14 protein-coding genes are annotated in these 15,172 nt (G+C 57.8%); all 14 read right to left on the reverse strand.

The genetic code is table 11. From position 1 onward, the window contains the following. Window positions 1–3 precede the first annotated feature (3 nt). Window positions 4–864 carry a MurR/RpiR family transcriptional regulator gene (locus K7A42_RS12160; protein ID WP_282455254.1) on the reverse strand — a complete coding sequence of 287 codons (861 nt, stop codon included), beginning with the start codon at window positions 862–864 and terminating at the stop codon, window positions 4–6. Continuing rightward, entirely contained in the window at window positions 848–1,663 is an 816-nt protein-coding gene (gene iolB / locus K7A42_RS12165; RefSeq protein ID WP_220360220.1) for a 5-deoxy-glucuronate isomerase, read from the reverse strand. The genes K7A42_RS12160 and iolB overlap by 17 nt, the downstream gene beginning before the upstream one ends. 32 nt (window positions 1,664–1,695) lie before the next feature. After that, entirely contained in the window at window positions 1,696–2,601 is a 906-nt protein-coding gene (iolE, locus tag K7A42_RS12170; RefSeq protein WP_282455255.1) for a myo-inosose-2 dehydratase, read from the reverse strand. Between the two features lie 28 nt (window positions 2,602–2,629). Next, window positions 2,630–4,462, reverse strand: a complete 1,833-nt coding sequence (iolD, locus tag K7A42_RS12175) for a 3D-(3,5/4)-trihydroxycyclohexane-1,2-dione acylhydrolase (decyclizing) (protein WP_282455256.1) — start codon at window positions 4,460–4,462, stop codon at window positions 2,630–2,632. 1 nt (window position 4,463) lies between these two features. After that, the gene (locus K7A42_RS12180) at window positions 4,464–6,371 is read right to left on the reverse strand and encodes a bifunctional 5-dehydro-2-deoxygluconokinase/5-dehydro-2-deoxyphosphogluconate aldolase (RefSeq protein WP_282455257.1); all 1,908 of its coding nucleotides are present in this window, start codon (window positions 6,369–6,371) and stop codon (window positions 4,464–4,466) included. 71 nt (window positions 6,372–6,442) lie between these two features. After that, the gene (locus K7A42_RS12185; protein WP_282455258.1) at window positions 6,443–7,228 is read right to left on the reverse strand and encodes a TIM barrel protein; all 786 of its coding nucleotides are present in this window, start codon (window positions 7,226–7,228) and stop codon (window positions 6,443–6,445) included. A gap of 8 nt (window positions 7,229–7,236) precedes the next feature. After that, window positions 7,237–8,247 carry a Gfo/Idh/MocA family protein gene (locus K7A42_RS12190; RefSeq protein WP_220360215.1) on the reverse strand — a complete coding sequence of 337 codons (1,011 nt, stop codon included), beginning with the start codon at window positions 8,245–8,247 and terminating at the stop codon, window positions 7,237–7,239. A gap of 10 nt (window positions 8,248–8,257) precedes the next feature. Then, window positions 8,258–9,157: a sugar phosphate isomerase/epimerase family protein gene (locus tag K7A42_RS12195; RefSeq protein WP_282455259.1), complete on the reverse strand. Its 900-nt coding sequence runs from the start codon at window positions 9,155–9,157 to the stop codon at window positions 8,258–8,260. Window positions 9,158–9,240: 83 nt separating this feature from the next. Beyond that, entirely contained in the window at window positions 9,241–9,432 is a 192-nt protein-coding gene (locus K7A42_RS12200) for a hypothetical protein (protein ID WP_220360213.1), read from the reverse strand. Window positions 9,433–9,511: 79 nt separating this feature from the next. Then, entirely contained in the window at window positions 9,512–10,531 is a 1,020-nt protein-coding gene (locus tag K7A42_RS12205) for an ABC transporter permease (RefSeq protein ID WP_220360212.1), read from the reverse strand. A 21-nt stretch (window positions 10,532–10,552) separates the two neighbouring features. Further along, window positions 10,553–12,091: a sugar ABC transporter ATP-binding protein gene (locus tag K7A42_RS12210; protein WP_220360211.1), complete on the reverse strand. Its 1,539-nt coding sequence runs from the start codon at window positions 12,089–12,091 to the stop codon at window positions 10,553–10,555. 64 nt (window positions 12,092–12,155) lie between these two features. Beyond that, window positions 12,156–13,079 (reverse strand): sugar ABC transporter substrate-binding protein, encoded by a 924-nt coding sequence (locus tag K7A42_RS12215; RefSeq protein ID WP_222857111.1) that lies wholly within the window; start codon window positions 13,077–13,079, stop codon window positions 12,156–12,158. 290 nt (window positions 13,080–13,369) lie between these two features. Then, entirely contained in the window at window positions 13,370–14,398 is a 1,029-nt protein-coding gene (locus K7A42_RS12220; RefSeq protein WP_282455260.1) for a LacI family DNA-binding transcriptional regulator, read from the reverse strand. A gap of 390 nt (window positions 14,399–14,788) precedes the next feature. Beyond that, window positions 14,789–15,016 carry a TetR family transcriptional regulator gene (locus K7A42_RS26105; RefSeq protein ID WP_416220909.1) on the reverse strand — a complete coding sequence of 76 codons (228 nt, stop codon included), beginning with the start codon at window positions 15,014–15,016 and terminating at the stop codon, window positions 14,789–14,791. Window positions 15,017–15,172: the final 156 nt, after the last annotated feature.

The following is a 15,172-nucleotide window of genomic DNA, read 5'->3' on the forward strand; positions in this document are numbered from 1 at the left end:
TCGTTATGTTAGGCACTGCTTCCCGTTGCGCAACAGGCTTACGCTGGAGGCGAGGACCTCACCGAGTGCGATACCGGCAATAGATATCAGCGTGGCGTTCATTTCCGTACTTGGGAGAGTGAGACGGGCAGATGCGAGTTCAGCCAAACGTGAAAGGCTCGTATCCGTCATTGCGATGACGGGGACGCCCTGCTGCACAAGTGTGGATGCCAGACCTGCAACCTGGTCAGCGTCAGCGCCACAGGCGATAACGACTGCCGCATCGCCTGGTGCCGCACAGGTCAACTGTGCTTCTCCGCCGGTAACATCAGTCAACAGGATCGTTTTGATTTTCGACCGGACGAGGACGTGTTCCATGGCGACCGCAACGGGGAAGGCGCTTCCCCGCCCGATGACAAACATGCAATTGGCGCGGGCGATGATACGGGCAGCAATCTGGATATCCGTTGTCCTGACCGCGCTCAAAAGATCATCCAGCACGTGGTGACAGGCGTCAATCGCCCTACCAAAAAAGCGGTCATCCGGCCCTCCGTTCCGCTCGACAGCTTGTGTATCATTCCTTCCAGGGCGCCCTGAGACCTTTTGGCGCAGGGCGTCGCGAGCGATTGCCTGGACCGCAGCAAAGCCGTCATAGCCGAATAGTTGCGCGAACCGTATCAATGCTGATGGTGTGACATGTGCCGCCGCCGCGATATCCGTTGCAGAGTTCAGCGCAACATCATCCGGGGAATCCAGAACGTAACGCGCAATTGCCGCGAGGCGTTTTGGGAGTGAGATATACCGTGCGCGGATTCTCGCAGAAAGGTTCTCGAAATCCTCGGGGGCGCTTGTACTCTGACCTCTATGATCAGACTTTTCGGGCATCGCGTTCCATGATCCATTCGACAGCGGGGTCGGGTACAAAACGCCACTTGCGCACTGGTCCTGCCATCACGTTGAGATAGTACATTTCGAACCCGTGCGGTGCACCACACGGATGATGACCGCGCGGCACAAGCACGACATCACCATCCGAAACGGCGATGGTCTCATCGAGCCTGCGATCATCAGTGTAGACGCGCTGAATTCCGAAGCCGCTTGCCGGGTTCAGTCGGTGATAATAGGTTTCCTCCAGGTAGGTGATGCGAGGGTAGTCATCCTCGTCATGTCGATGGCTCGGATAGGAAGACCAGTTGCCGGCCGGCGTGAAAACCTCCGTGACGAGCAGGCTGTCGCAATAATCTTCGGCCTCCATGGCAATGTTATTGATGTGTCGCTGGTTGGAGCCAACTCCCCGTGGAGTGAGCTTGATACCATCAGGCCCGATTTTGCGGGCAGGATGCCCACGTTTGCCGGGCGCTAGGCAAACCGCGATCGTGCAATCCGTCGTCGCCTGTGCCGCCCAATGCGAACCGTTCGGGAGATAGAGACAATGCGGTGGCGTTTTTTCGAAAACGTTCATCCGCTCGCCAAGCTCGCCCCAGTCCTCCCCATCGGCAGTAAAATGGGCCTTGCCTTCAACCATCACCAGTATTGCTTCCATGCTACCGGTTGCCTCGCTAATGGCTTCCCCGTCGCGCAGGCGATAAAGATTGAATCCGACATACCGCCACCCCGCCGACTGCGGGGTGATTTCGTGAACCTTGCCGTGGCCGCCGAACGGCCGGCGCAGAAGATGGCTCATGATGATTTTTCCTGTTTGTTTGCGTTGCCTGTTCAGGCTGCGGCCCTATCCAGCCCGACCTCGCGGGAGATCGATTTCAGTGCGTTCAAACCCATGTACTGGTAGAGGAAAGGTTCTCGAACGGCGCTGTCCTGCTCGGCCTCGATCACCAACCATCCGGAATAATCGTGGGCGGCGGCGACCCTGAGAACCGGCGCGAAGTCGACGCAGCCATCCGGATCACCAGGCACGGTGAAGACACCGCGGCGCACACCCTCGAGGAAGGAGAGGTTCTCCGTGCGAACCTGCTTCATGATCTCGGGACGGATGTTCTTTGCATGGATGTGCGTTACGCGACCCATGTACTTGTTTGCCACCTCCAGAGGGTCCGCGCCGCCGAAGGTGCAATGACCCGTGTCGAGCAGCAGGCGGGTATAGGGACCGGCCATCGCCATGAAGCGGTCGATGTCGGCCGCGCTTTCGATGATCGTGCCCATGTGATGGTGATAACCCATCTTCACGCCCTGTTCTGCTGCGTGCTTGGAGAGCGCCTCGTAGCCCTCGGAAAATCGCGTCCACTGCTCATCGGTCATGATTGGGCGATTGTTCACCGGCGTGCCGTCGCTGCCATGGACGGTATTAGAGCACTCGCACGCATTAATGTGGTCGCCACCGGCCGCCTTGGTCATGTCGATGAAGGTCTGCAATGCTTTGATCTCGGTCGCGATGTCATTGATCAGGAGATTGGTCGAATGCCATCCGCCGACGAAGCGCAGGCCAAATTCGCCGAGCTTGGCCTTTAGCGCCTTGCCTTCGTTCGGCATCTTGTGTCCTTTCTCGATGCCGTCAAAGCCGATCTTGCGGCAATCGGAAAGGCAATCTTCCAGCGACAGATGCGCGCCGATTGTCTGATCGTCGTCATTGGACCAGGCGATAGGGTTGGTTCCGTAGAGTATCATGGTTCAGTCCTTTCAGGCATTCGAAGCGTCAATTGATCCGCTGGCGAGCGGTGTTGGCTTCATAGTGTGCGCGCGCCTTCTTCAGTTTTTCGGTGTTGCCGACTTCGGGAACCGCGACGTCCCACCAGCCGCCGCCGATGCCAGCGCCGGTTTCGGCTTCGGTGTCGATGACGATGACGGTCGGGATGTTGCGGTCGCGAGCGGCGACCAACTCGGTTTCGAGCGCGGCGATGCCCGACACCTTCATGGCATGGGCGCCCATTGAGGCCGCATGTGCCACGAAGTCGATCTCCGGCTGCACTTCGATATTGCTGTCCTTGTACATATTATTGAATTCGGCCCCGCCGCATTCCTGCTGCAGGCGATTAATGCAGCCGTAACCGCGGTTGTCGGTCAGCACGATCGTGAACGGGACACGCATCATCACGGCCGTCGCCAGCTCGGAGTTGGCCATCATGTAGGAGCCGTCGCCGACGAAGCAGACGACATCCTTGGCCTTATCCGCAAGCTTGATGCCGAAGGCACCTGCTACCTCGTAACCCATGCAGGAGTAGCCGTATTCCATATGGTAGCCATTTGTGGCTGCCCGCCACAGCACCTGCAGCGCCCCCGGCATGGTGCCGGCGGCACACATTGCGACAGTGTTCTCCTTGGCTTGGCGCAACACGGCGCCGATGACATGGGCATCCGATGGCAGGAAGTTCGCACTCTCTGGGTTCGGGGCGGCGAGGGCGCCGTCGGACAACCGGAACCATGCATCGCGCGCGGCATAGTCAGGATCTTCAAACCGGTGGCTAGCCAGTCCTGCGGACAATCGTGAGAGCGCAACCTTGGCATCTGAGACAAGCGGAATAGCGCCGTGCTTTGCAGCGTCATAACCGGCAAGATTGATCGAGACAAGCTTGCGCGCCGGGTTGGCGAAAGCTGTCCAACTGCCGGTGGTGAAATCCTGGAAGCGGGTACCGACACCGAGGATGAGGTCGGCATTAGCCGCAATCTTGTTGCCACAATCGGTCCCGGTCACACCCGGCGATCCGAAGTTCAAGCTCTCCTTCCAGTCGATCGCGCCCTTGCCGGCCTGGGTTTCGACGACAGGAATGTTATGCATCCTGGCGAAGTTAAGAAGATCTGTCTCGGCTCCAGAGTAAAGGACGCCGCCGCCGGCGACGATCACGGGATTTCGTGCCGACTTGAGCGCGGCGACGACATCGGCGACTTCACGCGGATCCGGTTCCGGCCGGCGGATGCGCCAGGTTTTCTCCTCGAAGAAGCTCTCCGGCCAGTCAAAGGCCTCCGCCTGCACGTCCTGGCAGAAAGCGAGCGTAACAGGGCCGCAGTTGGCAGGATCGGTCATAACCTGCATGGCACGTGGCAGGGCCGACAACAGGTGTTCCGGCCGCGTAATACGGTCAAAATAACGGCTGACCGGCTTGAAGCAATCGGTGACGCTCATCGTCCCGTCCTCGAAATCTTCGATCTGCTGCAGCACCGGATCGGGTCGGCGATTGGCAAAGACGTCGCCGGGGATGAACAGAACGGGAAGCCGGTTGACATGGGCAAGGGCTGCCGCCGTCACCATGTTGGTGGCCCCCGGACCGATCGACGACGTGATCGCCATTGCCTTGCGGCGGCGGTTCGTCTTGGCGTAGGCGATGGCTGCGTGCGCCATGGTCTGCTCGTTCTGGCCGCGCCATGTAGGGAGTCTTTCCTGGATACCGTGTAACGCCTCGCCGATGCCAGCGACATTTCCATGCCCGAAAATCGCCCAGACGCCGTCGATGAAGCGCTCCCCGTCCTCGTTCATCTGCACCGACAGCCAGCGGAACATCGCCTGTGCTGCGGTCAAACGGATCGTTGTCATATCAATTCTCCTTGGCGGCCTTGCGCGCCGCATCCCAAATCTCGCAAAGGCGGCTGTATCGCCGCGTCATTTCGGCAACGGCTGCCGCGTCTGTTGTCTCGCCCTTGAACCACTGACGCGCGACCTCACCAAAGATGGTCCGGCCAACGGCAAAGCCTTTCACCAGTTGATAGCGTGCGGCGACTTTGAAGCTTTCCTCGAGCTCCGCTTCCGGCGCATCAAGTCCGAGGACGACAATGCCGCGCGTGTTCGGGTCGTTGTCGTTGATCGCCGCGCAGGTCTTGTCCCAGGCGGCTGCGCTGACCATCGGCTCAAGCTTCCACCAGTCCGGATAAATCCCGATCTCGTAGAAGCGCCGGATAAGGGCAGCAGTGGTGTCGTCATCGACGGGTCCGACCTTGGACGGAATGATCTCAAGAAGGAATTCCAGCCGGTTGCGGCGAGCCGCTGAAAACAGGCGGCTGATGGTTGCTTCCTGCTCAGCCCGCATCTCTGCAGCGTCGCTCGGATGGCAGAAGCACAGCACCTTGACGACGTTCTCCAGAGCCCATTCGCTTAGAGCCCCATAGTCAGGCCCGAGTTCGGGCTCCAGCGTCAGAGGACGCGAACCGGGCCACTCGACCGGTCGCCCGATCCAGAGCCCCGTGCCGGAGGCTGCATGCAGCGCCTGACGCCCAAGCCTATTGTCGCAGAGAATTCCATACCCCGCCTCTCCGTTCTGAACATCGAGCGCCGCCTTGAGACAAAGTTGTTTAAATTCTCCGATCTTTTGCGATGTCGCTCCTTCCATCGCTTCCAGCTGAATGCGATGGTCGAAGGCAAAGACGCGCATCGTTGACCAGTCATTGTGGCGGTTGGTCGCCCAATGGATCTGCTCCAGCTCCGCATCTTTGCGAAGCGCCTTTTCCTTCACGCCACGCTTGAGGAAGAACTCCAGTTCCTCGAGCGAGGGATAGGCCGGCGTGCAGCCATGGCGACTGACGGCGAATGCACCGCAGGCATTGGCGTATTCCAGTGCTCTTGGCCAGGACGCGTCTTCCAGCCAGCCCTTGATCAGGCCAGACATGAAGCCGTCTCCTGCGCCAAGAACGTTGAAGACTTCGATCGGGAAACCCGGTCCCCGCTCGCCATCATCAAGGCTGTCGGGGATCGTGCCGGTAAAGGCGACCGCGCCGGCTGCGCCGCGTTTGCAAACGAGGGTCGCTGGCGAGAGCTCGCGCACCGCGCGCAGTGCCGCGATCGTGTCGGTCGAGCCGCCCGCGATATGGAATTCCTCCTCCGTGCCGACGATCAGGTGGAATAGATGCAGGTGGCTCTGCAGCTTCGTCGTGACACGATCACTTTCGATGAAGCGACTTTCTCCGTCGCCATGGCCCGCCAACCCCCACAAGTTTGGGCGATAGTCGATATCGAGGCCGATGCGAGCGCCGTGTTTGCGGGCAAGGTCGATAGCTTTGAGGACGGCACTTTCGGTCTTCGGGTGGCTGAGATGGGTACCGGTCACGACGAGGGCGCGGCTCTCGGAAATCAAGTCCTCTTCGATATCGTCTTCGCACAGCGCCATGTCCGCGCAGTTCTCACGATAAAAAATCAGCGGGAAATGTTCTTCATCGCGGATGCCGAGCAGGACGAGCGCAGTCAGTCGCTCGGGATCAGTCTTGACCCCGCGTACATCGACGCCTTCCTTCCGCAACTCCTCGCGAATGAACCGTCCCATATGCTCGTCGCCGACGCGCGTGATCAGACCGCTTTTGAGGCCAAGTCGCGCCGTTCCTGCCGCCATGTTGGTGGGCGAGCCGCCAATATATTTCTGGAACGACCCCATGTCCTCCAGCCGGCCGCCGATTTGCGCGCCATAGAGATCCACCGAAGAGCGGCCGACCGTTATCACATCCAAAGTTTTTGCCATTTCACTCCTCAAGCATCCCAGGAGACACACGCGTCAGAAGATCGCTCGCGGCAAAGCCGCGAGCGACTGGGTCAAATTGCCCGGTTGATGTGGCCAATGCTGTCCCTCACGGCAGCAACCGGGTCATTCAATTCGTGAACGTCCTCCGCAAAGGGCTCGAAGCTGTAAGGGCCTCGGTAACCAGCGGCATTGAGTGCCTTGATCTGGGCGATGTTTTCCAGGCGGTCAGCGCCATTCACGAGAACGCGGTGCGCATCAAGCATTTCGGATACCGGAACGGCCGGATCGACGACGCCTGAGATATGCACGAGGCCGGTCTTCTCGGGGAAGAACTCCGTCTCGCCCGCCAAGTGGTGGTGGAAGGTGTCATGCACGAGCTTGTAAACTCCTTCGCCGCCGGCAGCCTCGATGGCCTCCAGCGCTTCTTTCTTCGTGCGCAGCGACGAAATCGGAAAGCCGAGCGGCTCGACGAGACCGGTCAGGCCGCGTTCTTCGAGGATCGGCTTCATCGCTTTCAGCGCAGCGACCAGATCATCAAAGGCGACCTTCGTGCCATCGTTGAGCGGGCACATGACCAGTGCCTCTGCACCGCTTGCGGCGGCGTAGTCGGCCAAAGCGACGGCGCGCCTCGGCAGGTCGCCGGACCAGACATTGAAGGGATAGAGCGCGTTGATCGAGATGATCGTCACGCCGGCCTTTGCCGCTGCGTCCTTGACCGCTTCGGGACCGATGGTGTTGACGACATCCGGCAGATCATTCCGGATTTCGACCTCGGTCAGCCCGATACCTTTGGCGGCAGCGAAGAATGCCTCGAGGGTGAGTTTCGGTGCGGTGATGTGGTTGATCGCAAAACGCATGACAAACCTCAGTTATAGAGCGCCGGACGGGCCGGCAGGTCGATCGCGACGGACTGCCCTTCCTTCTCCTGCGCGGTGACACAGGCATCGGACGTGATGGCGGCCACATAGCCGTCCCAGGAGGTCGGGCCGGATGCGGTACCCTTGGCGGCAGCGTGGATAAAGTCCTGGAACTCGACGTCGTAACTCGCGATGAAGCGATCCTTCCAATCCGTCAGGATGTCGTTCTGAAGCCTGGCGTCGAGGCGTGTCTGGATTGCCAGGGGTTCCGGCAGCTTGGCGATACCATCTTCGCCGACGACTTCGCACTGGATGTCGTAGCCGTAGTGGCAATTCACGAAGATCTCGACATTGATGATCGTGCCCTTCGCCGTTTCCAGGATCACGATCTGCGGGTCCTTGAGCTTGGCGTGGCTGCGCACGGCGGATCGAGGAAACAAGACGCGCGCCGAGACGTAGTCGTCATCAAGCAGCCAGCGGAACACGTCGATCTCGTGGATCAGCGTGTCGTGGATGGCCATGGGCGTCACATATTGCTCAGGAACGGACGGGTTGCGGTGCGCTGCATGCACGATGATTGGTGCCCCGATCTTCGTGTCGACTGCCTTCTTCAACGCGACGTATCCGCTGTCGTAGCGGCGCATGAAGCCGACCTGCACAAGGCGCTTGCCATGCTTTACCTCAGCATCGACAATGCGCTTGGCGCCTTCCGCCGTCGTTGCCAGGGGCTTTTCGCAGAAGCAGGGCTTACCTGCTGCGATTGCTGCCAAAACGTATTGCTCATGGGTAGCGCCCCAAGAGGTGACGAGCACGGCATCGACGTCGGACGCGGCGATGAGCGCTTCGCCTGTGTCGTAGATGGCCGCATCCGGTGCGATATCTTTCTTGACGGCTTCGGCGGACGCCCTGTTTACGTCGCTTAGCGCCACGATCCTAGCCCCGCCGAGGACCTGGTTGATGCGGCGCGCATGCTCGCGGCCGATTGCGCCGGTGCCGATGACACCAATTCTCAAAGTCATTGGAAGAACCTCACTTCTGGTATTTGTTGATAAATCTGTTGATCTCAGAGCACATGAAGCGCCCGGATTCGTCCGCCCTGTCCTCCCAGGCGAAGACGCAGGAGGTCACGATGCCGTCGAAGCCGATCTCGGAGAGCGTGCCGAAGAAATCCTCCCACGGCACTTCGCCCTGGCCGATATTCAAATGTTGGTGCACGCGCGCCTGCGTGCCGGGAGGGTTCAGGATGTAGCGCAGTCCCGAGCTTGCCTTGTGATTGAAGGTGTCGCCGACATGGACATGCGCCAGCACATCCTTCGCTTCGCGCAGCATAGCCTTGGTGTCGTCGCCGAAATAGAAGGTATGCGGAGCGCAATAGAGGAACTTGACGTTATTCGAATTGACCGTGCGGATGATGTCGAGCGCCGGCTGCAGGGTCTCGCACCAGTCTTCCGGATGCGGCTCGATGTTGAGCTGGATGCCTTCGCGCTCGAAGATCGGCACGAGTTCTTCCATCGAGCGCCACCAGGCGTCTTCGCAGGCCTCGATCATGGAGCCGGTGTGGCAGCAGTAGCAGGAGCCCTTGTCGGGGTGCGGTCCGCGGCCGAATTCGGAGTTCATGGTATCGACTTCGAGCTCGACGGCGATCTCGATGGCGCGCTTCCAATGCTTGACCGCCGCCTTGCGCTCGGTCTCGTCATTGGAGGCCCAGCGATACATGGGAAGCAGCGATGCGATACCGACATCCGCCTCCTTCAGCGATCTCTTGAGTGTCTTGATACGTTCGGGGAACACGCGTGGCGCCTTGAACCACTCTAGAAAGTCGGCGCGCGGCGATAGCTCGATCCAGTCGAAGCCAAGTTCCTTCACCTTGCGGGGAAGTTCCTCCAGGCTCAAATGACGATGCATGAACGGGTCTATGGCGATCTTCATGGATGCCTCCTTTTCTTTGTCCTTGTGATCAAGGGAATGGTGGGGGGCGCGACGTTGAGAGGAGCCGATCGCGCCCCGGGCTGCTACGTCGCGTAGCTGGCCATGTATTCAGGGGTCATGCGCTCGAACGGCACACAGAGGGCTTTCCGGACCGTTTCGCCAAGCGCCGTATTCTCCGCGAAGGAGGTCATGTTAACCCCGAGACGGATATCCCTTGTCATTGCCGGAACGGTCTGAACCAGGCAAAGTGCGGTCGTCATCAGAAGCTGTTTCATTACAGTTCCTCACGTATTGAATATCGATGTGAAGTTGCTCCGAGAGGCGATGGCGCGAAGGGCCTGTCGCCGCTCCCGATCAGCTCTTTTTAACGCGCTTGCGCTGACGATAGACGTCTGCCACCACGGCAGCGACGATAATGACGCCCTTTAACATCTCCTGGTAGTAGGCGTCCAAACGCAGAAAGGTGAAACCCGAGATAATCACGCCGAATATGATCATTCCGATCATCGTTCCGAGAATGGAACCGCGTCCACCCGACAGGGAGACGCCGCCTATTACGGCCATCGCGATTGCGTCGAGCTCGTAGCTCATGCCCATGCCGGCTTGTGCGGTTAGACCTCGCGAGGCCACCACGATACCAGCCAGTGCCGACAGTAGGCCAGCAACGGCATAGACCTTGACGGTGTGGCGTTCGACGTCGATACCCGAAACCCGAGCGGCCTGACGATTTGCCCCTATGGCATAGGTGAATTTGCCGTAGCGTGTGTAGCGCAACACGACGTGCATGACGGCGGCCACGCCCAGAAAGATCAAAACAGGCGCGAGACCTTTGCCGATCATGGCGAAACTGTCGGTCGGGAAGCTAATCGGTTGCCCTTTGGTGTACCACTTCGCAAAACCGCGCGCTGTCACCATCATGCCCAGCGTGGCGATAAAGGGAGGTATACGCGTATAGGCGATCAGCACTCCATTGATGCCGCCGCAAACAACCCCGACCAAAAGACCGACTGCTACTGGCACAATAACCGGCAAGTCGGTTAAATGGGGGTAAAGGGCACGTTCATAGGTGCCGGCCTGTGCGAGACTCATCGAGATCATTGCGGTTGCGCCAACGATCGAGCCCGAGCTCAGATCAATACCGTCTGAAATGATGACCTGAGTGACGCCGATCGCGATGATGCCGATCACCGAAACCTGAAGAATCATAATTGAAAGACGTTGCGTATTCCCGAGAAAGCTCTGCCCCTGCAAAATCCACCCGAGGATTTCAAAAGTCAGCGAAATCCCGATCAGAACCAGGAATATTGTCAGCTCAGCCGGTAACCGACGTTTTGTGGTCAAGGTCGGCGCAGTAGATTGGGTGATGGTGTTCATAGTTTCCTCCCTTTCCCGCCGTTATCGGGCAGCAAGGTCCATAATTTTCACTTGTGTTGCATCGGCGCGATCAAGGAATCCGGCCACGTGACCTTCGTGCATGACCATGATCCGATCGCTCATGCCCAACACCTCCGGCAGTTCCGACGAAATCATCAGTACGGCGACGCCTTCGGCAGCCAGGCCGGTGATCAGTCTGTGGATTTCGGATTTGGCGCCAACATCGATGCCGCGGGTTGGCTCGTCGAGGATGAGGATCCGGGGATTCGTCAGGAGCCAACGCGCGATCAGCAGCTTTTGCTGGTTTCCTCCGGACAGATTTTCGACCGTCTCATGCAAATTCGGGGTCTTGACGCGAAGTTTGGCGGCCATCTCCTCGGCCAGTTTTGTGACGGTGGATTGATCGACGAACCCAGCCTTGACGTGCGAGCGTGTGATGAGGGCAGACTGGATGTTCTCGAGGCAGTTCAACGTCAGGAAACAGCCCGTCTCCTTGCGGTCCTCAGTCAGGAACGCCAGTCCAGAAGCCATCGCGTCGCTTGGATTCGATATCGCTGCGATCTTGCCGTCGATCAAAATTTCACCTGAACTCGCCGGTGTGACACCAAAAAGAGCCTCCGCGACGTTCGAACGTTTTGAACCCACCAATCCCGCGAGCCCGAGGATCTCGCCGCGGCGGACTGAAAAGGAGATGTCGTAAAAGACGCCCGGGATTGTCAGGTTCTTTACTTCCAGGATCACGTCGCCGATGGGGCAATCGACTTTCGGGAACATGTCGGTGATCTCGCGGCCGACCATCATGCGAATAATGTCGTCGCGCGTCACATCCTTGGAAGAATGGGTGCCAACGTATTTTCCGTCTCGAAAGACTGTGAATTCGTCGGCAATCTCAAAGAGTTCATTCATCTTGTGAGTGATGTAAACTATACCAATACCGCGAGAGCGAAGATCGCGAATGATTGCGAAAAGGTGCTCCACTTCGCGATCGGTCAACGCCGAGGTTGGCTCGTCCATGATCAGGATCGAGGATTCATAGCTGACCGCACGGGCGATCTCGACCATTTGTTTCTGCGCAACGGTGAGTTCGGAAACCTGAGCCTTCGGATCGAGCTTAATGTTGAGACGCGAAAACAGATCCTCAGTCATCTTGGCCATATTTGAATGATCGATAAGACCAAAGCGATTTTTCGGTTCGCGGCGTATCCAGATATTTTCCGCCACGGTCATCGAGTTCATCAGCGCCAGTTCCTGATGGATCATGGCAACGCCCTGCTCGAGGGCGTCAAGCGGGGATTTCAACGTAACAGGTAATCCGCGCAGCCTGATTTCACCGGCGTCTGGTTGGTAGATCCCCGCGATGATTTTCATCAGCGTGGACTTTCCAGCGCCATTTTCACCCATCAGTGCATGAACAGTTCCGGGCCGCACCCGCAGCCTGACATCATCGAGAGCGACGACGCCGGGAAACTCCTTTCGGATGCCTTCGATTGCCAGCAAACCGTCGCGCTCGGTATTTTCGAGCATCTGTTTGATCGCTGCAGCAGTTGTTTGACTTACCATCGCAAATCCTCCGTCTCGCGAAAGAGGAAGGCATCAAGATGCCTTCCTCGCGTGGTCGCGCAGGTCAGTTCTTCGCCTGGTAGTTCTTTAGGTTTGCCGGGGTGACGAGTTCGAATGGAACATAGACCTTCTTTTCGATCTTTTCGCCCTTGGCAATCTTGATAGCCGCGTCAACCGCGCCTTTTCCCTGGCCAGCCGCGTTCTGGAAGACAGACACGTCGAGGTCGCCAGCCGCCATGGACGCAAGAGCGTCCTGCGTGGCATCAATGCCTGCGACGACGACGTCATTCATAGAGCGGCCCGATGATTTCAACGACTGGATCGCGCCAATTGCCATCTCGTCATTGTTGGAGATGACGGCATCGAACTTGACGCCAGCCGACAACCAGTTGGTCATCAGATCGGCACCCTGTGTTCGAGACCAGTTTGCAGTCTGCTCTTCGACGATCTTGATGAAGCTGCAATCGGGTGTTGCGATGACGTCCTTGATGTCCTGTGTGCGCACGCGCGCGGCCTGATTGGACAGTTCACCCATCATCACGACGGCATTGGCTTCCTTCTTCCCGGCTTCCTTGAGAATTCGGCAGACCTCCTGAGTTTGCAGTGTTCCTGACTGTTTTTCGTCCGAAGCAACGAAGGCCTGCTTCTCGGGCAGGTCGTCAACATTGACCGGTTGGCGATTGACGTAAATGAGAGGGATACCTGCTGCTGCGGCTGCCTGTGAAAGTGCGGTGGTCGCATCGGTGTCGACCGGGTTAACGATGATTGCATCTACCCCCGAGGCCACAAAGTTTTGAACCTGGCTCAGTTGTTTGCCAACATCGTTTTGCGCATCTTCGATCTGGAGAGTGACGCCGTCGAGGCCTTTGGCGTAATCAATCATGCCATTGCGCAAGACTGTCAGGAAGTTGTCGTCGAACAGTGCCATCGAGACGCCAATCGTCTGGGCAGATGCCGATGTCGCCAGTAAGCTGGCAAATGCGGCCATGATCAAATGTTTTTTCACGTGTTTCTCCTCCACGGTTTTCCTACCCACTCAGCGTGATAACGCCGGCGGGCTTGGTCTGTTAGAATATGCAACAGTTTTCCACGAGCTCTGACGATGTCAGTTCCCTAGGCGCGGCCATCAATGATTTTTACGAACGCGATGGCCTCCTGTCTCCGCCATCGCGCTCTCACACTTTCGCAAAGGAGGGCCGTCGTCAACGATTTGTCGCCGCAGAACCTATCAAGCCTGATAGAAAAAACAGGCGGTCAATGAGAGATTCTATCAGATCTCTACAGGCTTTCAGGAACCCACAAATGTGCTGGCAGGAAGCGCTGGCCAGGATTCTCAGCCATCCCGTGCTCCTTGGTGTGGATCATTGTCATGATCAGATCTGCGCACAGGTCCCGCAATGGCGTTTGAAAGATGCCCGAAATCCGCCGCTCCAGAAGGGCCTGACGTGATTCAGGGGTTAGTTCATTGACGAGGCAGGCAATGGATCCGGATCTGTTTTGCTGGACTAGCGCTTCAATAGCGCCCTCCATTCCACCGCCGATGCAGTACAGACCAACCAAGTCCGGATGGTGCGAGAGCGTGTCCATCATGAGGCCATAGGTGAGGCGGCGGGTCTCAAGATTGACGAGGGCATCCAGAACTTCAAACTCAGGGGCGTATTCCCGCATATATGCGCGAAACCCCGTTTCCCGAAGCGAATGTCCATGAAACCGGTGTCCACCCAAAATCAGGAGAACCTTGCCGGGGGTAGGCGACAGCTTCGAAATTATCCAGGCTGCAGTACGTCCAACTTTCATATTGTTGGTGCCCAGATAGGTTTCACGGACGCCTTGCGCGAAGTCGGAAAGTAGGGAAAACGTTGGTATTCCTTTCGATTTCATCGTGGCAACGGCTTTCGTCACGTCGTGGTGGTCTGGTCCTGCTGCCGCGATCGCCTGGACCTTGCCGGCCATTCCCAAGATCAAGTCGGCGAGCTCGCTGGGTTCCTCGGATTTGGCAAACTCCATCCTGAGGTTGATGTTGCGGTCCTTTACTGCCGAGGCAGCTCCCTGGAGTTCGGCGGCAAAGTCCTTGTAAAATGTCTGCCGTTCCTTACGCAGAATTATTCCGAAATTATACGTCGGAACATCTCCCAACATTCTTTGACGGATAATGTTGGTGCCGCGAAAACCGATCTTTTCGGATGCCTCGAAAACTTTTTTGGCGGTCTCTTCGCGAACAGGTAAACGCCCGTTCAAAACGCGGTCTACGGTCGCAACGCTTACGCCGGCGGCGCCTGCAAGATCTGATATGGTTGGGCGCTTCATTGGAATGCCTCTCATAAACGGGCGAATGCTATCAAGAACGGCACAGGGTTTTCGCACTAACGTGAAAAACTATCAATTAGGTCGCTGTCTGCGGCGCTCTGCGGGCATCCGAGATCAATCAAGACACCATTGCTCCGGCAGGCAGTATCATCGCAACTCGCGCTAGCTGAGGTGCTTTCGAACTGAGCATCTTTTTTTACAACGCCGTCCTCCGACATCGTGTTGATCTTCGAGAAGACGGGTTCCGCAAAGTTCTCACTATAATGGTCGACCAGCTCGGGAACCCGGGTCGGCTCGGCCAAGAGCAGCCTATGCAGTTCCTGCATTTTCCGGTCATTTACAATGGCATCGAACGGGACGCCTAAAATTCATTCGACCGCTTCGACGGGACTATTCCGCGCACCTGAATAATTGGGAAAGCCCTCTGAGATTCTCGGTCGTGGACCTAAAATATCTTTCCTTCGTTTCGAAACAGATGAACACGGAACCCTTAGTGACATTCCCAGGGCGAGCGATGTCTTTAACGCTTGTAGTGGTGAAGCCTTCCTTTGCAAATGCCTCCGATGCGGCATCAACTATCTCCAATAGGCGTCGAGCTTTCTGCTCTGCGCGCGTCAATTTCTCGGCTGCGACATTTTATACACCCCCTTGCGACCTTCTTCTCTTCTTCTGCTCGCGTTGGGCGTGATCCGAACCGGAGTCTCTCCAGTGGCGTTTCAGTCCTAACACTTCGCCGCCCTGCAATCGGCGCAGGACTAGACAGTTTTACTATAT

This window comes from Agrobacterium sp. InxBP2, from assembly GCF_026191755.1.
Taxonomy (GTDB): Bacteria; Pseudomonadota; Alphaproteobacteria; order Rhizobiales; family Rhizobiaceae; genus Agrobacterium; species Agrobacterium pusense.

Coding starts and splice junctions, on each gene's coding strand:
- iolE (WP_282455255.1), bottom strand. CDS start 2,601: ATGATACTCTACGGAACCAACCCTATCGCCTGGTCCAATGACGACGAT.
- K7A42_RS12185 (WP_282455258.1), bottom strand. CDS start 7,228: ATGCGTTTTGCGATCAACCACATCACCGCACCGAAACTCACCCTCGAG.
- K7A42_RS12195 (WP_282455259.1), bottom strand. CDS start 9,157: ATGAAGATCGCCATAGACCCGTTCATGCATCGTCATTTGAGCCTGGAG.
- K7A42_RS12210 (WP_220360211.1), bottom strand. CDS start 12,091: ATGGTAAGTCAAACAACTGCTGCAGCGATCAAACAGATGCTCGAAAAT.
- K7A42_RS12200 (WP_220360213.1), bottom strand. CDS start 9,432: ATGAAACAGCTTCTGATGACGACCGCACTTTGCCTGGTTCAGACCGTT.
- K7A42_RS12215 (WP_222857111.1), bottom strand. CDS start 13,079: ATGGCCGCATTTGCCAGCTTACTGGCGACATCGGCATCTGCCCAGACG.
- K7A42_RS12190 (WP_220360215.1), bottom strand. CDS start 8,247: ATGACTTTGAGAATTGGTGTCATCGGCACCGGCGCAATCGGCCGCGAG.
- K7A42_RS12180 (WP_282455257.1), bottom strand. CDS start 6,371: ATGGCAAAAACTTTGGATGTGATAACGGTCGGCCGCTCTTCGGTGGAT.
- iolD (WP_282455256.1), bottom strand. CDS start 4,462: ATGACAACGATCCGTTTGACCGCAGCACAGGCGATGTTCCGCTGGCTG.
- K7A42_RS12220 (WP_282455260.1), bottom strand. CDS start 14,398: ATGAAGCGCCCAACCATATCAGATCTTGCAGGCGCCGCCGGCGTAAGC.
- K7A42_RS12205 (WP_220360212.1), bottom strand. CDS start 10,531: ATGAACACCATCACCCAATCTACTGCGCCGACCTTGACCACAAAACGT.
- K7A42_RS12160 (WP_282455254.1), bottom strand. CDS start 864: ATGCCCGAAAAGTCTGATCATAGAGGTCAGAGTACAAGCGCCCCCGAG.
- iolB (WP_220360220.1), bottom strand. CDS start 1,663: ATGAGCCATCTTCTGCGCCGGCCGTTCGGCGGCCACGGCAAGGTTCAC.